Annotated in this window: 21 protein-coding genes; 10 read left to right on the plus strand and 11 right to left on the minus strand. The window is 68.4% G+C overall.

The features are described 5' to 3' along the window. Nucleotides 1–27: 27 nt before the first annotated feature. Complete coding sequence (locus ACQR3U_RS11590) at nt 28–1707, plus strand: NTF2-like N-terminal transpeptidase domain-containing protein (RefSeq protein ID WP_024102066.1); 1680 nt, start codon at nt 28–30, stop codon at nt 1705–1707. A 104-nt stretch (nt 1708–1811) separates the two neighbouring features. Beyond that, a complete protein-coding gene (locus ACQR3U_RS11595; RefSeq protein WP_230810568.1) occupies nt 1812–2549 on the plus strand; it encodes a sulfite exporter TauE/SafE family protein in 738 nt (245 codons plus the stop codon). A gap of 21 nt (nt 2550–2570) precedes the next feature. Here the strand turns inward: ACQR3U_RS11595 and ACQR3U_RS11600 are convergent, their stop codons facing one another. From ACQR3U_RS11600 to ACQR3U_RS11620, 5 genes are all read right to left on the minus strand, one after another. Next, on the minus strand, nt 2571–4043 hold the full coding sequence (locus ACQR3U_RS11600) for a peptide MFS transporter (protein WP_033096407.1): 1473 nt from the start codon (nt 4041–4043) through the stop codon (nt 2571–2573). 129 nt (nt 4044–4172) lie between these two features. Continuing rightward, nucleotides 4173–4553 carry a DUF3054 domain-containing protein gene (locus ACQR3U_RS11605; RefSeq protein ID WP_006552707.1) on the minus strand — a complete coding sequence of 127 codons (381 nt, stop codon included), beginning with the start codon at nt 4551–4553 and terminating at the stop codon, nt 4173–4175. A 134-nt stretch (nt 4554–4687) separates the two neighbouring features. Then, entirely contained in the window at nt 4688–5242 is a 555-nt protein-coding gene (locus ACQR3U_RS11610; RefSeq protein ID WP_006552706.1) for a YceI family protein, read from the minus strand. 89 nt (nt 5243–5331) lie between these two features. Further along, a complete protein-coding gene (locus tag ACQR3U_RS11615) occupies nt 5332–6453 on the minus strand; it encodes a lysylphosphatidylglycerol synthase transmembrane domain-containing protein (RefSeq protein ID WP_228044692.1) in 1122 nt (373 codons plus the stop codon). Nucleotides 6454–6537: 84 nt separating this feature from the next. Beyond that, nucleotides 6538–8037 (minus strand): adenylate/guanylate cyclase domain-containing protein, encoded by a 1500-nt coding sequence (locus ACQR3U_RS11620; protein ID WP_230810604.1) that lies wholly within the window; start codon nt 8035–8037, stop codon nt 6538–6540. A gap of 174 nt (nt 8038–8211) precedes the next feature. Between ACQR3U_RS11620 and macS the strand changes: the two genes are divergently transcribed. From macS to ACQR3U_RS11635, 3 genes are all read left to right on the plus strand, one after another. Then, the gene (gene macS, locus ACQR3U_RS11625) at nt 8212–9414 is read left to right on the plus strand and encodes a MacS family sensor histidine kinase (RefSeq protein WP_006552703.1); all 1203 of its coding nucleotides are present in this window, start codon (nt 8212–8214) and stop codon (nt 9412–9414) included. Then, entirely contained in the window at nt 9414–10040 is a 627-nt protein-coding gene (locus tag ACQR3U_RS11630) for a response regulator (RefSeq protein WP_006552702.1), read from the plus strand. The genes macS and ACQR3U_RS11630 overlap by 1 nt, the downstream gene beginning before the upstream one ends. Before the next feature lie 62 nt (nt 10041–10102). After that, nucleotides 10103–10777: a DUF1707 SHOCT-like domain-containing protein gene (locus ACQR3U_RS11635; RefSeq protein WP_006552701.1), complete on the plus strand. Its 675-nt coding sequence runs from the start codon at nt 10103–10105 to the stop codon at nt 10775–10777. Nucleotides 10778–10834: 57 nt separating this feature from the next. Here the strand turns inward: ACQR3U_RS11635 and ACQR3U_RS11640 are convergent, their stop codons facing one another. From ACQR3U_RS11640 to trmB, 3 genes are read right to left on the minus strand one after another with little or no spacing between them, the layout of a single operon-like run. Beyond that, complete coding sequence (locus ACQR3U_RS11640; protein ID WP_230810567.1) at nt 10835–14215, minus strand: MMPL family transporter; 3381 nt, start codon at nt 14213–14215, stop codon at nt 10835–10837. A 9-nt stretch (nt 14216–14224) separates the two neighbouring features. Then, a complete protein-coding gene (locus tag ACQR3U_RS11645) occupies nt 14225–14917 on the minus strand; it encodes an NYN domain-containing protein (protein WP_006552699.1) in 693 nt (230 codons plus the stop codon). Further along, the gene (gene trmB, locus ACQR3U_RS11650) at nt 14914–15660 is read right to left on the minus strand and encodes a tRNA (guanosine(46)-N7)-methyltransferase TrmB (RefSeq protein ID WP_006552698.1); all 747 of its coding nucleotides are present in this window, start codon (nt 15658–15660) and stop codon (nt 14914–14916) included. Before trmB ends, ACQR3U_RS11645 begins: the two co-directional genes overlap by 4 nt. Nucleotides 15661–15795: 135 nt before the next feature. Between trmB and ACQR3U_RS11655 the strand changes: the two genes are divergently transcribed. From ACQR3U_RS11655 to ACQR3U_RS11670, 4 genes are all read left to right on the plus strand, one after another. Beyond that, a complete protein-coding gene (locus tag ACQR3U_RS11655; RefSeq protein WP_039585086.1) occupies nt 15796–16440 on the plus strand; it encodes a hypothetical protein in 645 nt (214 codons plus the stop codon). Then, the gene (locus ACQR3U_RS11660) at nt 16437–17822 is read left to right on the plus strand and encodes a hypothetical protein (protein ID WP_064256134.1); all 1386 of its coding nucleotides are present in this window, start codon (nt 16437–16439) and stop codon (nt 17820–17822) included. The genes ACQR3U_RS11655 and ACQR3U_RS11660 overlap by 4 nt, the downstream gene beginning before the upstream one ends. Nucleotides 17823–17860: 38 nt before the next feature. Next, on the plus strand, nt 17861–18238 hold the full coding sequence (locus tag ACQR3U_RS11665; protein WP_006552695.1) for a DUF6802 family protein: 378 nt from the start codon (nt 17861–17863) through the stop codon (nt 18236–18238). 280 nt (nt 18239–18518) lie between these two features. Beyond that, nucleotides 18519–20351: a phosphoenolpyruvate carboxykinase (GTP) gene (locus tag ACQR3U_RS11670; protein WP_006552694.1), complete on the plus strand. Its 1833-nt coding sequence runs from the start codon at nt 18519–18521 to the stop codon at nt 20349–20351. A gap of 420 nt (nt 20352–20771) precedes the next feature. On the opposite strand, the gene ACQR3U_RS11675 is transcribed toward ACQR3U_RS11670, so the two are convergent. The 3 genes from ACQR3U_RS11675 to ACQR3U_RS11685 are packed head-to-tail and all read right to left on the minus strand — an operon-like array spanning nt 20772 to nt 23043. Beyond that, the gene (locus ACQR3U_RS11675) at nt 20772–21248 is read right to left on the minus strand and encodes a VOC family protein (RefSeq protein ID WP_006552691.1); all 477 of its coding nucleotides are present in this window, start codon (nt 21246–21248) and stop codon (nt 20772–20774) included. Between the two features lie 59 nt (nt 21249–21307). Next, nucleotides 21308–22477 (minus strand): zinc-dependent alcohol dehydrogenase, encoded by a 1170-nt coding sequence (locus tag ACQR3U_RS11680; RefSeq protein WP_033096319.1) that lies wholly within the window; start codon nt 22475–22477, stop codon nt 21308–21310. Beyond that, the gene (locus ACQR3U_RS11685) at nt 22477–23043 is read right to left on the minus strand and encodes an SRPBCC family protein (RefSeq protein ID WP_006552689.1); all 567 of its coding nucleotides are present in this window, start codon (nt 23041–23043) and stop codon (nt 22477–22479) included. The genes ACQR3U_RS11680 and ACQR3U_RS11685 overlap by 1 nt, the downstream gene beginning before the upstream one ends. A gap of 448 nt (nt 23044–23491) precedes the next feature. On the opposite strand from ACQR3U_RS11685, the gene cysK reads away from it, so the two are divergent. Beyond that, complete coding sequence (gene cysK / locus ACQR3U_RS11690; RefSeq protein ID WP_024102055.1) at nt 23492–24427, plus strand: cysteine synthase A; 936 nt, start codon at nt 23492–23494, stop codon at nt 24425–24427. Nucleotides 24428–24430 lie beyond the last annotated feature (3 nt).

Here is a 24430-nt window from a genome sequence, read left to right on the forward strand (position 1 = left end):
GTGTGACTGAAGTGAAGGTTGTTACATATGAGATTTCGTGATTGGCGGGGGAAGCGGGGGCGCATCGTCGCGCTGGCCGTGTGCCTCGTCGTGGCTGTCGTCGCTCTGACGACGGTTGTGTTCTCGGATTCTCGAAGCGAGGCGCAACGCCTCGTCGACGACTTCGTTGCCGCCCTCGACGATCGTGATGCGGGCGCAGCGGCGGCCCTGACCTCCTACCCGAACGCGGCGGAGGAAACGATCTCGCAGATGTACGACGGTCTGTCCGACGGCACCGTCGACTACGACGTCACCCAGCTGGTCGAACTCAACGACGACTCGGGATACTTCACGCTCTCCGCCGGCTGGAATTTCGGTGAGGGCAAGGACTGGTCGTATCAGGTCACCGGTTCGGTGCGGAAGCTCGCCGTCGGCTGGCGTGTGTCCTGGGACCCGGAGGTCGTCGTCCCCGACCTGTCCGGCGGACGCACCGTCCACCACGTGCGCACCGACGCCGCGCCGCCGAAGATCTTCGACCGCACGGGCCGCCTCCTCATGGAGGAACAGACCATCAACGCCGTGGTGCTCGACCCGGCGGCGATGCCCGACCCCGTCGACACCACCACTCGTCTCGCGGCGGTTCTCGAGCCGGTCGCACCCGTCATCACCGCCCAGCTGATGCAGGAGCGGATGGCGGAGAACCCCGGAAACCGGATCACCGCGGTCAAGCTCCGCGACCAGGACTACCAGTTCCTCGAGGGCGGCATCGTGTCGATCCCCGGGGTCGAGGTGCTCACGACACCCACCCTGATCAGCGCCGATCGGCGGATCTCCACGCCGCTGCTCGACTCGCTGCGCTCGGCCTGGCAGCTCGAACGCGACCGGACGGCAGGCTGGGCGGTCACCCTCGAGGATCCCGAGGAGGGCCCGATCCAGGTGGCGGGCTTCCAGGGCCCGCCGCCTCCGGACCTGCAGGCGACCGTCGACTCCCAGGTGCAGCTCGCCGCGAAGGAAGCGGTCGTCACCGCAGGTACCCCGGCCGCGGTGGTCGCCATCCAGCCCTCGACCGGTGGCATCCTCGCCGCCGACGTCAACAACTGGGCCATGGAACTCGGTCCCGTCATCACCCACGGTCTCTACCCGGCCGGCGGCGTTCTCGATCCGGTCCGGCTCGCGGCCGGCCTCGAGCGCGGCGTCGATCCGAACGACGTGGGATCCGATGACGTCGCCTCGACCGCCCGTCGCCTCGGCCTCGGCGTCGACTACGACGTGCCGGGCTTCGAGTTCGAGACCTCGCAGATCGGGCACAACCGCTCCGGAGTTGTCCAGTTCGCCGGATCGGATTCCGACGAGAACCTGATCACGCCGCTCGGCGCCGCGGTGCTGGCCGCCTCGGTCGCACGGGGCAGCGTCGCTGCCCCGACGATCGTGCAGGGCCAGGAGACGGTCGTCCACGACGCCCCCGAGGCGCTGCCCGGTTCTGTGATCGACGCCCTGCGCGGCATGATGATCGACAACGTGCAGAACGGTCCGGCGTCCTTCCTCCGCGGACACGCCGGTCTCGCGGGTATCGCCGCGGCGAGCGGTGAGGACCGCTGGTTCTTCGGCTACACCGGCGGCGACCTGGCCTTCGCGGTCTTCGTCGCCGATGCCGACGGCGGCGACCGCGCGATCAAGATGGCCGACACCTTCCTGCGCAAGCTCGGAGAACCCCTGCTCGGGGAGTGATCGGCCGGAGGCCGGTCCATGGTGCGCTGATCGGCCGGAGGCCGGTCCATGGTGCGCTGATCCGCCGGAGGCCGGTCCGCGGCGTACAGGTACGTTGAGCGACCGTGACCGTCCTCGACCTGGCACTGCTCGTGGTTGCCGGATTCTTCGCGGGTGTCGTCGGGTTCGTCACCGGCCTGGCGTCGATCGTCTCGTATCCGGCGTTGCTCGCCGTCGGCCTCCCGTCGGTCGCGGCGAACGTCACCAACACCGTCGCGATGGTCGGTGTGGGTGTCGGGGCGCTGACCAATTCGGCGCGGGAGGTCGTCGACACCGGCCCCCGCGTGTGGTGGTGGACGCTCTACGCCGCGCTCGGCGGCGTGGTCGGCGCGGCTGTCCTGCTCGTCGCGCCGCCCGACTCGTTCGAGGCGATCGTTCCGGGTTTCGTCGCGCTCGCCGCTCTCGCGCTGCTGCTCCAACCACGCATCCGCACCCTGGCCGGCGGTCGCGACCTGCCGCGGGTGTTCTCCGTGGCGGTCTTCGTCGTCGCGGTCTACGGCGGATACTTCGGTGCCGGCGCCGGCGTCGTCTTCTACGCGCTGGTGCTTATCTGCACGTCCGAGCAGATTTGGCGCGCGAGCATCCTCAAGAGCTACCTGCTCGGCGTCGCCAACCTGGTCGCGGCGATCGGGTTCGCAGTCTTCGGACCCGTGCACTGGGGTGCGGCGGCCGCCATGGCCGTCGGCGCGTTCGCGGGTGGCTACTGCGGTCCGCCGCTCGTGCGGCGCATACCCCCGAACCTGCTGCGCGTGGGTGTCGCGCTCGCAGGGTTCGGGTTGGCGGTATGGCTCGCTCTCCGCTGAGCAGCGTCCTGTGCAGTGGTGCTACTGCACGCCGTGCATGAGCTTCTTGATGTGCGGCGCGAAGAGGGCCAGCACGATGCCCACTGCGATCGACGCTCCGCCGATCCACAGGTAGTACGGCACCTCGTTGTTCTCGTCGTAGAACCCCGCGAGGGTGCCGGCCATGGCCGTACCGCATGCGACGGACAGGTAGAACAACGCGACCATCTGCGTGTGGAAGTTCTTCGGCGCGAGCTTCGTCGACAGCGACAGTCCGACGGGGGACAGGAACAGCTCGGCGAAGGTGAACAGCAGCAGGATGAAGACCAGTCCGAGCAGCGGAGCGCTGTTGGGGCCGCCACCGGCCATGGGGATGAAGCACAGGAAGGCGATGCCCATGATGATCGTGCCTGCGGCGAACTTGATGGGCGACGAGGGCTGACGCGGTCCGAGTTTGGTCCACACGGCGGCGAAGACACCCGCGAACAGGATGATGAAGACCGGGTTGATCGACTGCACCCAGGACGGCGGGAACTCCCACCCGAACAGATTACGGTCCAGGCGTGTGTCGGCGTAGACGGCGACCATCGTGAACTGTTGCTGGAAGAGCGACCAGAACACCGCGCTCGCGATGAACATCGGGATGAACGACAGCACCCGGCTGCGCTCGACCGGCGTGATCTGCTTGCTCGACAGCATGAGGACGAAGTAGGTGATCGTCGCGATGATGGTCAGGGCGACGACGATGTCGGACATGTTGCTCGTCGTGACGAGGCCGGTCAGCGCGGCGACCGCGATGAGGACCACGGCGACCAGACCGATCCCGGCGGCTTTCGTGCGCGTCTCGGCGGGAAGCGGATGGGGTGGCACCTTGCCGATGTCGCCGAGATGCTTGCGGTAGATCGTGTACTGCAGCAGGCCGAGGAACATGCCGACCGCGGCGAGACCGAAGCCCCAGTGGAAGCCGTAACGCGTCTGTAGGAAGCCGGTGAGCAGCGGGCCGACGAGCGCGCCGATGTTCACGCCCATGTAGAAGATGGAGAAACCGGCGTCGCGTCGCGGGTCCTGCTCGTCGTAGAGATCGCCGACGATCGACGTCGCCGTGGCCTTCAGACCACCGCTACCGAACGCGACCAGCACCAGGCCGATACCCACCCCGACGAAACCGGGCAGCACCGCGAGCGCGATGTGGCCGAACATGATGAGCACGGCGCTGTAGAACAGGGTCCGTTCGGAACCCAGCAGCCGGTCGGCGATCCACGCCCCGAGAATCGTCGACAGGTAGACCGTGCCGCCGTAGGCACCGACGATGGAGGTCGCAGCCCCCTGGCTGATCCCCAGCCCGCCCTCGGATGCCGAGTAGTACAGGTAGTAGATCAGGATGCCCTGCATGCCGTAGAAGGAGAATCGCTCCCACATCTCGACACCGAACAGGTTGGCCAGGGGTAGTGGCTGACCGAAGAACCGATGGTCGGATCGCGACCCGGTCAGAGTAGGTGGTTCCAGCGTGGACATGATCTCCACTGTTCCACCGCACGGGGCGCGAGCGCGAAAAATTCGCGTATCCCGCGGTCGCAGATCACACTTCGCGTGCGAGTGCGAGAGCTGCGACCGGAGGGTCGGTACTGGTCGACCTCGGCGAGGTCAGTGAGCGTCGACCTTGCGGTGCTGGAGCAGTCCGACGACCACGCGCCAGCCCACCAGGAACAGGCCCAAGAAGATCGTCGCGACGATGATGAAGGCGGTTGCGGTGCCCTGACCGGTGACGGCCCGCAGCAGCATCCCCACGACGAGGGTGCTCACCCACACGAGCAGTCCGGTGGGAACGGCCGCGAAGGCGTCGAACTTGTCGCGGTAGAGCCACGCGGTGAAGAACCATCCGACGGTGAGGCCGCCGAGGAACGGCCACGCCGTTCCTGCGAGCCCCACGAGATCGAGCACTTCGTCGTGACTGGAACGACCGAGCACGGCGAATACGACGACGAGAACGACGTCGATCGCCAACGCCGGGATGTACTTCTTCACGGGTCCAGAGTAGCGGCGGCGCGGGGCGCGTCGGAATCTCCGGCGCGTGCTCTCGAGCACGATCCGGACCGGTAGAGCGGGTGGAACGCGGCAGCGCCCCTGCCGGAGCAGGGGCGCTGTCTGTGCGAGAGGGGTCAGGCCTGCAGGCCGGCCTCGATCTCGAGGGTGATGGTGATCTTGTCGCCGACGACGGCTCCGCCGCCTTCGAGCGGCATTTCGATGCTGATGCCGAAATCCTTGCGGTTGATGACGGTGGTGGCCTCGAAGCCGGCGACCGGGCCCTGGCCCATGCCGGGGTTGACGCCGTTGAACTCGACCTTCAGGTCGACCGGGCGGGTGACGCCGTGGAGCGTGAAGTCGCCCGTGACGATGTAGTTATCACCGTCGGCACGCACGTCGGTCGAGGTGAAGGTGGCGACGGGGAACTGCTCGGCGTCGAAGAAGTCGGCGGAGCGGACGTGCGCGTCGCGGTCGGCGTTCTTGGTGTTGATCGACTTGACGTCGATCTCGGCGTTCACCGATGCGGTGCCGTCCTCGGCGACGGTGATGGCGCCGGAGAAGTTCTCGAAGGTGCCGCGAACCTTGCTGACGACGAGGTGCCGGACGGTGAAGCCCACGTTCGAGTGGACGGGATCGATGGCCCAGGTGCCGGTGGTCAGGCCGGGGAAGGTGGGGGTGGCGGTCGTCATGGTGGTCCTCCTTGATGGTCAAACTTTCAACTGCCTGCCGACAACCATGCCACCAAATAGTTGCATGCGCAACTACATCGTGAGGTGGATCACGCCGGCTCGGGATTCTCGACCGGACGACGCCGCCGCTCCAGGGCGCTGCGCTCGTGTTCTGCGCGCTCGGCGATCGGATCGATCTCGTCGGGTCCGTTGCCCCGGTACATCGCGGCGACGGTGGCCCAGCCCGCCAGGGCCACGAACGCGAAGCTCACCATCCGATACACGAAGACCGCTGCCAGCGACTGCGACGCGCTCAGCCCGGCAGCGGTGAGCGTCGCGATGAGGGTGCCGTCCACGAATCCGAGGCCGCCCGGTGCGAGCGGCACGCTGCCCACGGCCTTCGCCGCCGCGAACGCGATGAACAACCCCGCCACCGACGGGGAGCCGCCGACAGCCCAACACGCCAGTCCGAGGCACGCGACATCGGCTGCACGGTGCACGGCCGACCACGCCACCGCGGCCACACCGTCGCGACGCGCGAGTTCGACGGACTCGAGCTGCGCGAGGGTGCGTTCGAAGACGTCGAAGCCGGTGTCCCTCGGCTTCCTCGTGATGCGGTTGACCCGACGGAGCACCCACGTGCCCGCCGCCTCGATCGACGTGGGGTTCTTCGCGACGTACCGCAGGCCGAAGATCAACGCGATCGCGCCCGCGAGCGACAACACGAGAGTGACGGGGCTGATCCGGCTGCCGACCGCGAACGCACCGATCATGCCCACCGACGCCAGGGTCACGGCCGCGATGACGCCGGAAACCGCGAGTTGCCACGAGGCGACCACGGGGGTCGCACCCCACTTGCGGGTCTGCTTGTAGGTGAAGGCCGTGGAGAAGACCGGACCTGCGGGCAGGGTCACCGCCATCGCCGTGCTGCCGTAGATCACCGACGCCGAACGCCAGTGCCCGACGCGCACCCCGCCGGCGCGGAGCAGTCGCTGCTGCACTCCCGCGAAGCCGCTGAGGGAGATCATCTGCGCCAGCACGGCCGCCGCGAACCAGCCCCAGTGCATCTCCGTGACCGCGCGCCACGAGTCGCTCATCGTCGGCCACAGGTAGATCGCCTCGACCGTCAGCAGAGCCACGAGGGCGATCGCCGACACCCACTTGATCCACCGGAACGAGCCCCGACGCGGCGTGGCGTCGGGGCATGGAGGATCGTCGTGCGGCTGCGCCACGCTGTTCACCGTAACCGACCGTCGGGTCACGAAGAGGGCGCTGTGGCCGTTCCGCGTCGTTCGCGGGTGTCGCGGGACGGACCGTCACTCGTCCGTCGAAGTGTCCGTCCCGTTCGCTTCTCCGGGGGTTCCGGGATAGCGAACCGGCCATGCGAGATGGGTCATCCGCCGCCGGCCGCGAAGCTGCACCTCGTCGCCGAGTTCCCAGTGGCTGCGCTCCTCGTCGTCCGCGAAGTACAACGCGCTCGACGACGCGAGAACCCTACTCGGACGCAGTTTCGCCAGCTCGGTCAGGCGCGAGGCCTCGTTGACCGGGTCGCCGATCACCGTGTACTCGAAGCGCTCCGCCGCGCCGATGTTGCCGGCCACCGCGAGTCCCGCCGACACGCCGATCCCGACATCGAGTCCGGTGATCTCGTCCAGAGCGAAACGCAGTTCGCGGGCCGCCGCGAGCGCCGCCGTGGGGGCGTCCGGCCGGTCGAGGGGAGCGCCGAAGATCACCAATGCCGCGTCGCCCATGAACTTGTTGACGAAGCCGTGATGATGGTCGACCACCTCGACGACGACACGGAAGAACTCGTTGAGCAGTTCGACGACCTCGCTCGGCGGGCGCTCGGCGGCCGTCGCCGTCGAACCCACCATGTCGACGAACAGCACCGCGACGTAGCGCGTCTCACCACCGAGCTCGGTGCCGTACTGCAGGGCCCGGCGCGCGACGTCCTCACCGACGTGCTGACCGAACAACTCCCGCAGACGCCGGCGTTCGTCGGACTCGGCCATCATGCGGTTGAAGCCGACCTGTAGGCGTCCGATCTCACTGCCGTCGAACACCTCGACCTGCACTCCCGAGGCGCCGCGCTGCACGCGTTCGATCGCCCAGCGCAACTGCTTGATCGGGTCGGAGATCTGCGCCGACGTCAGCAGCGACAACACGAGCGCGAGACCGATCGACGTCACCGCGAGAGCGAGCACGGACAGGGCGAGCGCGTCGGCGTCGAAGTCGGTGTTGGCGCTCAACTGCGTCACGCACAGCAGCACGATCCCGGCGACCGGCATGAGCGTGCCCAGGCCCCAGGTCATGGCCAGGCGCGTGCCGACGCCGGGAGCCATCGTCCGGTCGAAGTTCCCCTCGCTCAGCGCCCGCGCGGCGACCGGCCGCAGGATGCGTTCACCGAGCATGTAGGTGAAACCGAAGGTGCTGGTCGCGGCCATTGCGACGGTGACCGAGACCGCCATCGCGAGCGACGGCATCTCCTCGGCGGTGAGGAAGACGAAGAGCACGCCGCCGAGCAGCCACAGACCGAGGTGCACGATCGCCTGTCGCAGCGGGGCGTGCAGGGCCGCCATCTGTTCGGCCCGGGTGGGCGGGCCGCCGCGGAGCTGCCACCGGACGACAGAGCGCAGCGTGATCGCTGCGGCGCCGAGGCTCACGATGCCGGCGAAGGCCAGGTACACCGCGAAGACCGCGAAGTTGCGGACCCGATCCGCGATGATGGCGTCGGTCTCGGCGATGGGGATGCCGTACCGGACGAAGGCGAACACGAGCATCGCACCGAACAGGTTCGACGCGCCCATGGAGACCATGTAGAGCGGCCAACGACTCCGCAAGGTGGCGGCGACAGCTCGGTACGACCTCAGCACGACTTCAAATCAAACCACTGTGCGGACGGTCACAGGATGGGGCGGTCACTGTTGGAGGCGCGGAGTGGTTGGATTCACTCGCCCCACCTACTGTGACGAAAGGTGCGAAACGTACACATGAGGCCGCCTCCGACCGGTCCCGACGCGGATGCACCCCTGTGGCGGGCCGCCCAGGTCTTCCGGCTCGTGACCGTCGCATATGCGGTGGGATCGCAGTTCTCGACCGTCGTGAACTACACCCGTCCGGGCTTGTCGTGGTTCTTCACCGGGGTGCTCGTGACGTGGTCGCTCGTCTCGGCGGTGTTGCTCTCCCGCGAGGCACGACTGCGCCGCACGGTCACCGTGGTGGACCAGATCCTCGCCGTCGCGTTGATGGCGGCGACCCGGCTGGTCGCCGACCACGACTGGTACAGCAACCACCAGACCATGCCCACCACGCTGTGGGTCGCCAACGCCGTGCTGTCGGCCGCGATCCTCGGCGGTCCGCTCACGGGCATCGGCTCGGCGCTGCTGATGTCCGTCGTCAGCGCGGTGGTGCGCGACCAGATCAACCTCGACCTGTGGCGCGACGCGACGGCGCCGGTGCTCGTCGCGTGCGGTGTGGCAATGGGTTTCGCCACCACCACCGCGCGTAGTGCGCACCGGCAACTCGAGCAGGCCGTGCGCGTGGCAGCGGCCACCGAGGAACGGGACCGGCTCGCCCGGCAGGTGCACGACGGCGTGCTGCAGGTGCTCGCGCTCGTGCAGCGGCGCGGACTCGAGCTGGGCGGTGATGCGACGGAACTCGCCGAGTTGGCCCGCGAACAGGAGACCGCGCTGCGCCAGCTGATCTCCGAACAGGACACCGACGTCGACCGCGGCGGTGAGCATGCCGACCTCACCGCCCTCGTCCGGGCCAGGGCCGGGACCGGTGCGACGGTGTCCGCGCCCGCCGGCCCGATCATGATCCCGCGGGATCGAGCGGAGGAACTCGCGGCGCTCACGACAGCGGCGCTGTCGAACACGCAACTGCACGCCGGCGCCGGTGCCGCCGCCTACATCCTCCTCGAGGATCTCGGCGACGAGATCGTACTCAGCATCCGGGACGACGGCGTCGGGATCGAACCGGGCAGACTCGACGAAGCTCGCGAACAGGGACGCATGGGGGTGTCCAAGTCGATCGTCGGGCGAGCGGAATGGCTCGGCGGCGTCGCACTGCTCGACAGCGATGTAGGCGAAGGAACCGAATGGGAGATCCGGGTACCGAAGGGGAATGAGTGGCCGAGCTCAGCGCGGAAACACACGAGAACAGCACAGAGGAACGCAGCACCGTCAGCGTGATGGTGGTCGACGACCACCCGATCTGGCGCAACGCCGTCGGACGTGACCTCGAGGAGGCCGGGTTCACCGTCGTCGCCGAGGCCGACGGTGTCGCGAGCGCCGCGCGCCGTGCCGCCGTCGTCCGCCCCGACGTCGTGCTCATGGACATGGCGATGCCCGACGGCACCGGCACCGAGGCGACCCGCGCGGTCCTCGAGGTCTCCCCGGACAGCCGGGTGCTGGTCCTGTCGGCGTCCTCCGAACGCGACGACGTCCTCGGCGCGGTCAAGGCGGGCGCGTCCGGCTATCTCGTGAAGAGCGCCTCGGTGCACGAACTCGTCGACGCCGTCCTCGCGACCGCGCGGGGACAGGCCGTCTTCACCCCCGGACTGGCCGGGCTCGTGCTCGGCGAGTACCGCCGGATGTCGAACGACGTCGCCGACCGGAGACCCCCACCGACCCTGACCGGCCGGGAGACCGAAGTGTTGCGTCTCGTCGCGAAAGGGTTGTCGGCGAAACAGATCGCAGCGCGACTGACGCTCAGCCACCGCACGGTGGAGAACCACGTCCAAGCGGCGCTACGCAAACTGCAGCTCGCCAACCGCGTCGAACTCACCCGCTACGTCATCGAACAGGGCCTCGAATAGCGCCCCGCACAGTGGCTCCGACGACTTCGGAGGCATACCGTTCGTCCCGTTAAGCTCAAGGCATGGAACCGAAGGATCTGCGGGTGTCGGACGCCGAGCGCGAGCACGTCGGCGAACTTCTGCAGCGGGCGGTCGGGCAGGGAATGCTCTCGCTCGGGGAGTTCACCGAACGGATGGACACCGTCCTCGCGGCCAAGACCCGAGGCGACCTGAACCAGGTGCTCGTCGACCTGCCCGGTATCCAGATCCGGCCCGAGTTCCAGGAGCAGAATCTGCCGGGCATGTCGCAGGCGCACTATCCGGCGCCGAGTGCGGCCGGCTACCCCGCGCCGAGTGCAGCTGCTTTCCCCGCGACCGGCCAGGGCGCTCCTCTCGTGATCAAGGGCCGCGTCTCCGGCATCGAACGCAAGGGTCGCTGGCACGTGCCGCCCGCCGTCGTTCTCGACACCGTCGCGTCCTCCGTGACCCTCGATTTCACCGAAGCGGTGATGCAGACGCAGGTCGTGCGGATCGACGTGAGCGACTACCTCAGCTCGATCAACATCGTGCTCCCCGCCGAGGCCACGGCCGACGTCAACGGCGTCGAGAACGTCGCGTCGAGCGTGTCGTCGAAGGTGCGCGGCGGAGCGCCGTACGGACCGCTGCACGTCGTGGTGACAGGCAAGGTCCGCGGCGGGAGCTTCAACGTCACCCATCCGCTGTCCACGCGGCTGCGGAAGTTCTTCAACGGCAGCTGACCCCGGAAACACCCTAGGCGACCCGCTCTGCGGGTCGCCTCGAGTTCGTTCGTCAGATCAGTCGCGACGCTGCCGGGCGATCAGCTCACTGACGCTGATCGAACGGCCGCTGTCGGGACCGTGGCGTCCACGCCTCCGCGACTCCGCGTCGTTCTGCTCCGGCTGCGATTCGTCCGCTCGCGCTTCCGGCCGCTCGCCGGCCGGGCGGGGCGGCTGCTCCGGACCACGGGACCGGGAGGGCAGAGGCGGACGGGGACCGTTCTGTGTCGGCGGCTGCATGCCCTGCGTCGGCGGCTGCTGAGTGCCCGGCACGGGCGGTCGGGCAGGTCCCTGCGCCGGAGGTCGCTGGGCCTCCGATGTCGGGGGACGTTGCGAGTCCGGCGCCGAGGGGCGCGGTGCGTCGGAAGTGGGCCTCGGTCGCTGGGCCGAAGACTCCCCGCCGGGCGACGTACGGCGCAACTGCGACAGCCAGTTCTCGATCGCCTGCGGATCCCGTCCACGACCGGTGCCGGGTTCGCTCGGACGCGGAGCCGGGGCACCGGACAGAGCTTCCGCATCGCCCGGGACAGCGGGCGGTCGGATGAAGGACTGCGGCAGCGGCGGCGGAACCTCCCCGCGCTGACGGCGGGGGAGCGGAGGCACCGACGACGGCGACGACGGGTCGGACGCACCGCGCTGTGTGGCATCGAGCGCACCGCGCTGTGTGGCATCGAGCGCACCGCGCTGTGTCTGATCGAGCGCACCGCGCTGTGTCTGATCGAGCGCACCGCGCTGCGTGACATCGCGCTGCGGCATCTCCGGGGCACGACGTTCGGGCTTCTCCGGGACACCCTTCTCCGGGCCTCCGAGCCCCGGAAGAGCCGAGCCGTTGCGCTCGTCCACCGGCGGCCGACCCTCCGGGCGACGACGCGGCTCCGGGATCGGACGCGACGGACGCCCCGGACCCGTACCGGGCTGCACCGGACGGCTCGCCGGCATCGGACGCCCGGCTGCGGGCGGCACCCGTTCGCCGTTCCGCGGAGCAGCAGGGGGACGACCGGACGCGGGCGCGGCCGGACGGACCGGGGGGCGGCCCGGGGCCTGCCGTCGCACCGGCGGCGGCGTGAGATCGCGGAGCTTGCGCTGTTCGGCGGCCGGCCTCGGCGGAGCGATCTTGGGCAGCGGCTGCGTGAGGTCGGAGCCGCCCTCGAAGGCACCTGCCGGGAAGCGGTGCGCGCCCGTGGCCGCGACCGTCGCCGGCCCGAACATGCCGACGGTGATGAGCTCGGGAACGTCCTCGGGCATCAGTTCGTCGGCGAGGATCGGCTCGCCCAAGCCGATCTTCTCCTGGATCCGCTTCATCCACGCCGGAGCCCACCAGCAGTCGTCGCCGAGCAGCTTCATCACGGCGGGCACGAGGAACATGCGGATGACGGTCGCGTCGATGATCAGCGCGGCGATCATGCCGAACGCGATGTACTTCATCATCACCAGCTCCGAGAACCCGAAGGCACCGGTGACGACGATAAGGATCAGGGCGGCCGCGGTGATGATGCGACCGGTGTGGGCGGTACCGATACGGATCGACTCGGTGGTGCTCGCCCCCATCGATCTCGCCTCGACCATTCTGGAGAGCAGGAACACCTCGTAGTCGGTCGACAGGCCGTACACGATCGCGATGATCAGCACGAGCACCGGCGACATGATCGGCCCCGGGGTGAAGTTGAGCAGGTCGGCGCCGTTGCCGTCGATGAAGATCCAGGTGAGGATGCCCAGCGTCGAGCCGAGACCCAGGGCGCTCATCAACACGGCCTTGACCGGCAGCACGAGCGAGCCGAACGCCAGGAACATCAGCAACGTCGTCAACAGCACGACGACCACGACCATCAGCGGCAGGGTCTCGAGCAGGGCCCCGATGGAGTCCTGCTCGATCGCCGGGGTGCCGCCGACGAGCACTTCGACACCCTCGGGCCATTCGGCTGCGTGCAGGTACTCGACGGTGTCGGCGGACTCGTTGCGGTCGGTCAGACCGGCCTTGAGCACACGGACGCCGTCCTTCGCGGGGCCGGTGATCTGGAACTTCTCGACGAGGCCGGGAGCTTCGCTGGCCGTCGTGATGATCTTGTTGAGGTCGCCGCCCTCGGCGCCGCGGACCACGAGCTTGACCGGCTCGGCGCGCTGGCCGGGGAACAGTTCGTCGAAGGTCTCCTGCGCGACGCGCGTGGGGTGCTCGGGCGGCAGGTAGGTCTCGTTGATGCCGCCGAACTTGATGCCGGTCAGCGGCATGATGAGCAGCAGCAGGCCGATGACCGTCGGGATGGTCACCTTCATCGGGTTGACCATCACCCAGCGGCACAGGCGGCCGAGGAAACTGTTCTCGACCTGCTCGTTCGACTGGATCTGCCCGAAGCGTTTCATGCCGAACTTGTCGATGCGCCTGCCGAGGATGCTCAGGATGGCGGGCAGGATCGTGATCGACAGCAGGGCAGCCAGTGAGACCGCCGAGATCGCGCCGTAGGCGACCGACTTGAGGAAGCCCTGCGGGAACAGCACGAGACCACCGAGGCTGGTGACGACCATCGTCGCCGAGAACACCACCGTGCGACCTGCGGTGACGACGGTGCGTCGCACCGCCGCCGGGGTGTCGTAACCCTCGGCGAGTTCCTCACGGAACCGCGACACCATGAACAGGCCGTAGTCGATCGCCAGGCCCAGGCCGATCAGTGAGACGACCGGTGCGACGAACGAGTTGACCTCGGTGAAGTTGGTGATCAACCGGACGATGCCGTTCGCCGCGACGATCGTGAGACCACCGGTGATCAGCGGGAGAGCGGCCGCGACGACGCCACCGAAGACGAAGAACAACAGGATGCCGACGGCCGGGATCGCGAGGATCTCCATGCGCTTGATGTCGTTGGCCATCGTGTCGTTCAGTGCGCCGGAGATCGGCTGCAGACCGGCGAGCTGCACGTCGACGCCGTCGATGTAGAAGGCGTCCTTGATCTCGCGGAAGTTGCCGGTCAGCTCCGTGTCGTCCTCGCCGGCGATCGCGACCGACGCGATCGCGTGCTGACGCGACGGATCGGCCAGCGACGGCAGCGACGGCGCGTCGTCGGTGGGCCAGTACGCACCGTTGATCTTGAGGATTTCGTCGGGATGCTCGGCGACCAGCGAGTTCAGGCTGTCGGTGACCTTCGCCGCGAACTCGGGATCGTCGACCGTGCTGCCCTCGGGTGCCGTGTACAGCACCAGCACGTCGCCCGCGGTGTCGCGGCCGAAGGTGCCGTCGGCGAGCTTGGCAGCGGCGACGGACTCCGAACCGGGATCGTCCCAGCCGCTCTGGCTGAGGTGATCGTTCAGGCTCAGCCCGTACCCGGCGAGCGCGAGCAACCCCGCGACCATCACCGCAATGACGGTGAAGCGCGCGCGGTAGACGAGCTCTCCCCAACGGTCGAACACGTAAGTCTCCTATTCGGCGACGCTCTTGCGCCCCACCAGGAGAGCAGAAAGCGGTCGGAACGGCTGCAGCCAGGCACCCTCGTCGGGCAGCGATTCCAGGCTGACGCGGGGCAGCGGTTCGCGGAACACACCGGGAATGTCCTCGAGATCGAGGAACTGGATGATCTCGGAGGTCACCGCCCAGCTGGCGTGCTCGCGGAAACCGAGCACCTGGGTCGCGATGCCCTCCTGTGCTAGCCGCTCGAGGGGTTCACGGAACGCCTGCCCGTCGGCGGAGGCCACCATGACACCCGCGAGACCTTCCCGGTGCCTCAGCTCGATGTGGTCCAGCATGTCGGAGTCGACATCGCTGTCCTCGTCGATCTTCGGCTTGGCGAACACCGCGAAGCCCACATTACGCAAGGCCTCGACCCAGGGGCGGACGACGTCCGCGCTGCCGGGGGCGATATTGGTGAACACCGTGGCTTCGGGTTCGAGGGTCGCGGAGTGCAGACGCGACAGTTCGGCGGTGCGTCCGAGCAGCCACCGGCCGAGAGCGTCGAAGCGCGGGCGGTAGGCCGCGGTGGGCCGGCCGCCGAGGATCGCGCCGAGGCCCATGTCGAGGTTGGGTGCGTCCCAGACGAGCAGGACCTTTCGGACCGGCTCGACACCGTCGATCGCGGAGGGGTCGGTCACGCCGGGAAGCTCTTCATGGACACTCATGCTCCGATCTTCCCCCAGACGAACTCGTTGATAGCGCTACCCACCTGGTGTGCCTTGTCCTCGAACTTGGTGACGGGGCGTTCGAGGCTGATCGGGGAGGTGCCGGTGAAGCGGGCGAGGCGCGGTTCGGCATCGCCCACCTCGGCGATGGCCTCGGCGTAATCGGCGTGGTCGGTGGCCACGTGCAGCACTCCACCGGGCTTCAATCGGTCGGCGATCAGGGCGAACGTCGGGGCCTGCAGGAGTCGGCGCTTGTGGTGGCGGGCCTTGGGCCACGGATCCGGGAAGAACACCCGCACGCCGGTGAGTGACGCGGTGGTCAGCATCTTCTCGAGCACCTCGACGGCGTCGCCGCGCAGGATCCGCAGGTTCCGGATCGGCGCGTCGGTGTTGCAGCTGCGTTCGATGTTCTGCAGTGTCTGGGCGATGCCGGGCTTGTAGACCTCCACGGCGATGAGGTTCACCTCGGGCTCGGCTTGGGCCATAGCGACCGCGGCGGTTCCTGTTCCGGATCCGATCTCGAGGACGAGGGGCGCGGAGCGACCGAACCAGGCGTCGACGTCGAGCGGTTCGTCGCCGACTTCCTTGCCGAGTTCGGGCCAACGACGGTCCCAGCACTGCTGCTGGGGGTCGGTCAGCGATCCACGGCGGGACCGGAAACTCGTCACCCTGGGGTATAGGCGGTTCCCGCGGGTCGGGCGCTCCTCGAGCGTCTCGGTGGTGTGCTGATCGGCTTCGTTCACCGGTCCATTGTCGCGTATTCCGAGAGTGTGTGGCGGGAGTGACCTGAGTGGCCACAGTGTTTTCTCAGGGAAGCATTCGTTCGGCTGCCTGTCAGCGATCTCTCTGCGACAATTTCCGCCGACGATCGGGGGATCATGACGGGGGAGTTGTGGCACCACCTCGCTGCGCAGGTCGAACAACTGGATGCGCAGGCAGGGCGGTTGATTCGCAGGGCGCTGACCGAGCATACGGCCGCGCTGCGGGTGCAGGTCGCGGGGCGGGCCGGGACCGGCCGGGAGAGCGTCGAGACGCAGGTACGCGAACTGCTGCTCCGCAGGGTCGATATCGAGGGTGGGCGAGTAGACGCGGCCGTGGGCGGAGTGGCAGTGGACACGCCGGACGGTCCCGACCCGGTCCTCGACGGTGACGTCGTCGTCTACGTCGTGCCGCGTCGTCTCGACCCGGCCGTCGCCCATCCGGCCGACCGCGCCGCGCTGACGGCCGTGGATCCTTGTCGCCTCGTCCTCGTGGTGACGGGTGGGACGGATGACAGCGAGTGCGCTCTCGTCGCGCGTGCGACGGGGGTGCCGCCGGATCAGGTGGTCGCGGTCCGCGATGAGGAACTGCTCGGGGAACGGCTCGCCGCGCGTGCGGTCGTGGCGCGCCGCCTACGTGACGAGGAGCTCGCCCGGGTCGTGGCGGGTGTCCCGGCGGCACCGCAGGTGCGCGAACTCGTCGAACAGACACTCGACCTGGTCGGGCTGGACCCGATGGAGTCCGTCGCCGCGGGACTACGGTGACACCGCCGAGCGGACTCGTGGATCCGGCCGACGACGTCCTGCGCCGATGGAACCCGCGCGGATGGATGGGACTGCACCGGCCGGCCGCGACCGGCGTGCGGGTCGTCGGAGTGCCCGGTTCCGGCGCCGGCACGCTGGCAGCGGAGCTACGACCTCTGGGCGGGCTGGACATCACGGACGATGGCCGCGCCGTCACCCTCGTGGTGTTCGACCCGTCGGCGACGATCGGCCGCACCGAACTCGACCTCGTCCGCTCGGCGGCAGCCGAGTCGATCGAGGTCGTCTGCGCACTGACGGGCATCGACCGCTTTCCCGACTGGCGTGCGGTCCGCGACGCCGACGTCGAGATCCTGCAGCGGCACGCATCCTGGCTGCCGAGGGTCGTGGTCCTGCCCGTGAGCGCCGCGGCCGCTCGGCGGGCACGCGAACTCGAGGACGACGCGAGCGAGGCGGTCCGGCAGACCCTGCTCACCGCGTCCGGACTCGTCGAACTGCGGGACGTCCTGGCCGCCACGGTCCGGTCGTCACACGACCCGCGACGAGCACGCGCCGCGGTCGTCGCCGCCACCCGGCCGATGATCGAGGAGGAGATCGGACGACTGAGCGCGGAGGACGAGGAAGGGGGCCTGCGTGCGGAGCGCTCCCGCCTCACAGCCGCAGCACCACCCGCGACCTCCGGCCCCGACCTGCGCCGGCTGCAGGTGACGCTGTTGCAGGAGGTCGCGATGCGCGTGCGGGCGGCGTCCACCGCCGCGGGCGAGGTGCTCGAGACCGCGGACGCGGATGCGGTGGTCACGACGATCGACACCCACGTCGACGACCTGTGTGCGCGGCTCACCGACGAGACGGCCCGGATCGCACCGGGCACTCCGGCGCCGGAACCCACGCGCACCGCCCGCCCACCGCAGACCGCGCGGTCGATGGAGGACACGCTGACGGTGGTCTTCGGTGCGTCGGCAGGCGCGGGTCTCGGCAGACTGCTCCTCACCCCGTTCGGGGACCTGCCGGGCTGGATGTCGCTGGTGGTCGCGATCGCGTGCGCGGTTCCGGCCGCCGGATGGCTGATGCGGATCCGTAGGCGAATCGCCTACCGCGACCGGATGCGGCGGTGGATCGCCGACGAGCTCGCGACCGTACGGGCGGAACTCGACACCTGGATCCGCACCCGCATCCACGAGACGGAACTGCAGTCCACCGCGCTCGCGGTCGCTGCGCGCGACCGGCACGCGACCCGCGTGCGGGAACGCGTCGCCGCGATCGACGCGGAGATCACCCGTCGCCGGGGCGAGCGGCGTGCCCGCACCGCCGCGTGCGAACGCGACCTGGCGGCACTCGGACACATCCCGGAACCGCAAGGTGCCGGGGTGCGTCCAACCGGATAGGAGCGATCCGGCGCGTGCCGGGTCGGAAAGGGGAGACGATGGCCGAATTCGCCGGCTCGGGTGGCACACCCCAGCCGTTCACCGATCCCTTCGATCCGTCCGGGTTCGATCCGTCCGAGTTGGCCGCCTGGGCCGACGAGCTCGCCCCGACGACCGATCTCGACGGTGACGGCGCCGCCGAGACGGTCGTCGCCGATACCGAGCACTGGGGAGTCGGTGGCGACTGGGGCGACGGTCTGGTGGTGGCCACCGACACCGATCTCGACGGCAGCAGCGATCGCCTCTCGGTGATCGCGGACGACGGCCGTTACGGCGTGTGGGAATACTGTCGCGAGCTGGACGGATCGGGTCGGTGGAGTCGACTGGACACAGGTAGCCTTGAATACGACGTACACCACGGAGAAGAGTCGAAGTGATTCATATCCGGCTGCGCAGCAGGGGGAGGGGACGGTATTGTGCGCAAGTTCTGAATCGTTTCTGTGAGATTTCCGACCGGCCCCGAGTGACGCCGGTCGGCATTCCGACGTTAACCTCTATGAAAAGGACATCCGGCGCCTACTTCGCCTGTTCGGCCACGGACGAAGTAGGTGGTACCCCTGCCGAGAGGGGCAAGCCCGGGTCTGCCCTCGTCCGCACAGAAGAACGTGCAGGTCGGAGGTGGGATCCCGGTTCCGGGCACACCCCAGGAGAGTTTTGATGACCTCAGCGACCATTCCCGGTTTGAACGGTACCGACGACAAGCTCCCGACCCAGCATGCCGAGTTGCTTGCCTGGGTCCAGGAGATTGCCGAGCTCACCCAGCCCGATCGTGTCGTATGGGCCGACGGATCCGATGAGGAATGGGACCGTCTGACCTCTCAGCTGGTCGAGGCAGGCACCTTCACGCGTCTGAACGACGAGAAGAAGCCGAACTCGTTCCTGGCCAATTCCGATCCGTCGGACGTCGCACGCGTCGAGTCGCGCACCTTCATCTGCTCGAAGAACGAGATCGACGCGGGCCCGACCAACAACTGGGTCGACCCCGACGAGATGCGTGCCACGATGACCGAGCTGTACCGCGGCAGCATGCGCGGACGCACCCTCTTCGTCGTGCCCTTCTGCATGGGCCCGCTCGGAGCCGAGGACCCGAAGCTCGGCGTCGAGCTGACCGACTCGGAGTACGTCGTCGTCTCGATGCGCATCATGACCCGCATGGGCAGCGCGGCTCTCGAGAAGCTCGGCACCGACCGTCCGTTCGTCAAGGCGCTGCACTCCGTGGGTGCGCCGCTCGAGGCCGGTCAGCAGGATGTCCCGTGGCCGTGCAACGACACGAAGTACATCACCCACTTCCCCGAGACCCGTGAGATCTGGAGCTTCGGCTCCGGCTACGGCGGCAACGCCCTGCTCGGCAAGAAGTGCTACTCGCTGCGCATCGCGTCGGCCATGGCGCACGACGAGGGCTGGCTGGCCGAGCACATGCTGATCCTCAAGCTGATCTCGCCCGAGGAAAAGGCCTACTACATCGCCGCGGCGTTCCCGTCGGCCTGTGGCAAGACCAACCTCGCGATGATCCAGCCGACCATTCCGGGCTGGCGTGCCGAGACCCTCGGCGACGACATCGCGTGGATGCGTTTCGGCAAGGACGGCCGCCTCTACGCCGTGAACCCCGAGTTCGGCTTCTTCGGCGTCGCGCCGGGCACCAGCGCCGACTCGAACCCGAACGCGATGGCGACCATCGAGGCCGGCAACACCATCTACACCAACGTCGCGAAGACCGACGACGGCGACATCTGGTGGGAGGGCATCGGCGGCGAGACCCCGGCGCACCTCACCGACTGGCTGGGCAACGACTGGACCCCCGAGTCCGGCACCAACGCCGCGCACCCGAACTCGCGTTACTGCACCCCGATGTCGCAGTGCCCGATCCTCGCCCCCGAGTGGGACGACCCGCAGGGTGTGCCGATCTCCGCGATCCTGTTCGGTGGCCGCCGCAAGACGACGGTGCCCCTCGTCAGCGAGTCCTTCGACTGGCAGCACGGCACCTTCCTCGGCGCGACCCTGTCGTCCGAGCAGACCGCCGCGGCAGAGGGCAAGGTCGGTAGCGTCCGTCGCGACCCGATGGCGATGCTGCCCTTCCTCGGCTACAACGCCGGCGACTACCTGAACCACTGGATCACGCTCGGCAAGAACGCCGACGAGGACAAGCTGCCGAAGATCTTCTACGTCAACTGGTTCCGTCGCGGCGACGACGGCCGCTTCCTGTGGCCCGGCTTCGGCGAGAACTCGCGCGTGCTCAAGTGGATCGTCGACCGCATCGAGCACAAGGCCGGCGCGCAGTCCACGCCGATCGGCTACGTGCCCAGCGCCGCCGACCTCACGCTCGACGGTCTCGATGTCGATCCCGCCGACGTCGACGAGGCCCTGAAGGTCGACGTCGAGGAGTGGAAGTCCGAGATCGACGGCATCGCCGAGTGGTTCGAGTTCCTCGGTGAGAAGGTGCCCTCGGGCATCCGCGACGAGTTCGAGGCCCTCAAGCAGCGCCTCGGCTGAGTCCGTACACGACGACGAATGCCGTTCCCGGTTTCCCGGGGGCGGCATTCGCCGTCTGTGGGGTGAAATCCGGGAAATCGTTCACAGCGGATATCTCGGTTGTGCCACGCCGACCGGTGACGTAGTTCGACGATGCACGGCAACTACTTCCGTCGGCGAGCGGGTCGTCTCGTGCGTGGTTCGAGTCGTATCGGTCGGAAGTGTGCGGCACTGGTGGGGGCATTGCCGGGCGACGGCGCAGTCCGTGCGCTGTCGCCTTCCCTTGACGAAATAGCCCAGGGCCATCACGCCGTCGTCGAATCGCTTCTGCGCACGCCTCTTGTCGAACACTGATCCCCCCGGCTCTCGTACAGAACATCCGGGAGGAAGATCCTAGTCAGCGTGCACCGAAGGGTGCTCCGTGGGCAACTGCTTTACACCTCACGCGTTCTGCGTTGCCGCCCACTCGTCGAGCCGTCGCTTCGCTTCCTCCGCGGGCACGTTCTCGACCCGCGTCATCACGGCCCACCGATGACCGAACGGATCGAGGATCGACGCGAACCGGTCGCCGGTGACGAAGGTCGACGGTTCCTCGAACACCCGGGCACCGAGGGCGACGGCCCGCGCGAACACGGCGTCGGCGTCCGCGCAGTACAGCACGTACGAATGGTCGACGTCGTTCGTTCCGCTCGGCGCGTGCAGGCCGATGCCGGGATGGGGATCGCTCAATTGCAGTCGGCCGTTGTCGAAGTCGAGCTCTGCGTGCATCACCGTCCCGTCGGGGCCGTCCATCCGCTCGACGACGGTCGCTCCGAACGCGTCGCAGTAGAAGTCGATCGCGCCGGAGGCACCGTCGACGACGAGGAAGGGGGTGAGGGAGGTGTATCCCTCGGGGATGGGGTTCACCGAATTCGTCATGGCGCCAGTGTCGGACGCCGACCGTGCGCTCGTATTGAAGAAATCCGACCGGTGACGACCTAGGGGCGGAAGACCGCGCGCAGGCAGTCGTCCTCCTTGTTCTTGAACATCTCGTAGCCGCGTACCGCGTCGGTGAGCGGAAGGTCGTGCGTCATGAGCCAACTCGGGTCCAACCTGCTCTCGAGGACGTGTTCGAACAGGGTGGGCATGTACCGCTGGCCGTGTTGCTGCGCCGTCCGCAGGGTCAAGCTCTTGTTCGTCAGCACCGCCATCGGGAACTTGTCGGTGACACCGTAGATGCCGAGCACCGACACGACTCCGCCCTTGCCGCAGGACAGGATCGCCTCGCGCAGGGAGGTCGCGCGGTCGCTCTCCATCCGCAGCGCCTGCTTGACCTTGTCGTAGGCCTGCATGACGCCGGTTCCGTGACCCTCCATGCCCACAGCGTCGATGCAGGCGTCCGGTCCGCGTCCGCCGGTGCTCTCGCGGAGCGTCTCGTAGACGCTGTCGACCTCGGCGTAGTCCACGGTTTCGGCGCCGACCTTCTTCGCGGCGCGGTCGAGGCGGTCTCGGAAACGGTCGATCACGATCACCCTGTCGGCGCCCATGATCTTCGCGCTTGCCGCGGCCATGAGACCGACGGCGCCGGCGCCCCAGACCGCCACGGTGTCGCCCGGGGTGATGTCGCAGAAGTCGGCGCCCATGTAGCCCGTCGGTACCGCGTCCGACAGGAACAGGGCCTGTTCGTCGCCGACACCGTCGGGGATCTGGAAGCAGTTGACGTCGCCGAAGGGCACGCGGATGTACTCGGCGTGCGAACCCTGGTACCCGCCGAAGGGATGGGTGTAGCCGTAGATTCCGCCGGTGGGATAGCCCAGCACGGGTTGCTGCATCGCGGCGTTCGGGTTGGTGGTGTCGCACACCGCGTGCAGGCCGTCGGCGCAGTACGGGCACTTCCCGCATCCGATGAACGACGGCACGACCACCCGGTCGCCGACCCGCACGTTCGTCACCTCCGGGCCGGTGTCGACGATCTCGCCCATGAACTCGTGGCCGATCACGTCGCCCTCCCGCATCCCCGGCAGGTACCCGCCGAGGAAGTGCAGATCGGACCCGCAGGTCGTGGTGAGGCGGACCGCCACGATCACGTCGTGCGGGTTGACCAGGCCGGGATCGTCGACCGTCTCCACCGACAACTCGTTCACCCCCATCCAGCACAGGGCTCGCATCACGCGTCTCCTTCCGATGCACGGGCACTCGGACTGCCCTGCAGGGTGGGGATCTCACCGGTCTGCATGAGAGCCCGCGCACGGTAGAGCGCAGTGAAGGTCAGGGCGCCGGTGACGAGATCGGGGACGGGAACCTCGGCGCGAAGGGTCATCTCGGTGCCGCCCCGGGGCGCGTCGGACACCGCGAGCACTACGCGAGGACCCGGGGTGTCCGCGTCGTCCTCGCCGACGAACGCGAGTCCTTCCGAGGTGACGTCGACGCGGGTGTCCCAGGTCGTCGTCCCGCCGGGGCTCTCCCAGGTCCAGCGCAGCCGGTTCGCTTCGACCGTCTCCACCCGGACGTGGTCGCCGAAGACTCTGCTCAGGTTCTCGGGATCGCGCCAGAACTGCATGACCTGTGCGCGCGGAGCCGCGACGGTCACCGTCTGCGGTTTCCGAGCGTCGACGGGCCGGTCGACGGCGCGCCGGACGAATCCGCCCACCGAGCGACCGGCGTCGTCGATCGCCCTGTTCGCGTTCTCCACGACTCGGCTCGCGTTCTGCACGACTCTGTTGAAGTCGACCACGGTCGTCTCCTTGCTCGGATGCTCGGGTCGGTGTTCGGTGTTCGGTCTAGTCAGGGTCTTCCGCGTTTCGGCGTCTGTTCGGCGACACCGTGCCGTAGCGGGGGGTGATCGTCCACTGTGCTTCGTCGAGTGCACGGATCCTCGGCGCGAGCGTGCCCGGCGCCAGTTCGTCGTAATCGGGGACGGGAAGATCGTGACGACTCATATGGTCGGCTACCCGTGCTCGGTGGCCGGGCAAACCCGGTCGAGCCGGTCCGAAGTCTCGCGGGGCACGAACCCGTCGAGGCCGGGCCGGGCGACGACACGCCGACTCGCCGGGGAATAACGACGGCGTACGGATACGTTCGTACATCGATGGGCCCGCCGAGTCGTCCGATGACGGCGAAATGGTGCAATAGACCGAGACCGCGACCCGAGCCGCCGTGTGTGGCCATGAGGAGGATCGAGCATGAGCAGGATCTACGACAACGTCACCGAGCTGGTCGGACGGACCCCGATCGTCAAGCTCAACCGTCTGACCGAGGGAGCCGGCGCCACCGTCGCCGCGAAGCTCGAGTTCTACAACCCGGCCAACAGCGTCAAGGACCGCATCGGTGTCGCGATCGTCGACGCCGCCGAGAAGTCCGGTGAGCTGAAGCCCGGCGGCACCATCGTCGAGGGCACCTCCGGCAACACCGGTATCGCGCTCGCCATGGTCGGCGCTGCGCGCGGCTACAAGGTCATCCTCACGATGCCCGAGACGATGTCGACCGAGCGTCGCGTGATGCTCCGCGCCTACGGCGCCGAGATCGTCCTCACCCCCGGTTCCGAGGGCATGAAGGGTGCCGTCGCGAAGGCCGAGGAGATCGTCGCGAACACCGAGAATGCCATCCTGGCCCGCCAGTTCGGCAACCCGGCCAACCCGGAGATCCACGAGCGCACCACCGGTGAAGAGGTCTGGAACGACACCGACGGTGCCGTCGACATCTTCGTCGCGGGCATCGGCACGGGTGGCACGCTCACCGGTGTCGGCCGCACCCTCAAGGACCGCAAGCCCGACGTGAAGGTCGTCGGTGTCGAGCCCGCCGACTCGCCGATCCTCACCGGCGGTGAGCCCGGCCCCCACAAGATCCAGGGCATCGGCGCGAACTTCGTGCCCGAGGTCCTCGACCGCGAGATCTACGATGAGATCGTCGACGTGAAGTTCGACGACGCCATCGAGGTCGCCCGCCGCCTGGGCACCGACGAGGGCATCCTCGGAGGCATCTCGGCCGGCGCCAACGTGTGGGCCGCACTCGAGATCGCGAAGCGTCCGGAGAACGTCGGCAAGCTGATCGTCGTCGTCGTTCCCGACTTCGGCGAGCGCTACATCTCCACCCCGCTCTTCGAGCACATCCGGGACTGATCG

It is taken from the genome of Rhodococcus sp. IEGM1339, assembly GCF_050321925.1.
In the GTDB taxonomy this organism is placed as follows: Bacteria; Actinomycetota; Actinomycetes; order Mycobacteriales; family Mycobacteriaceae; genus Rhodococcus; species Rhodococcus pyridinivorans.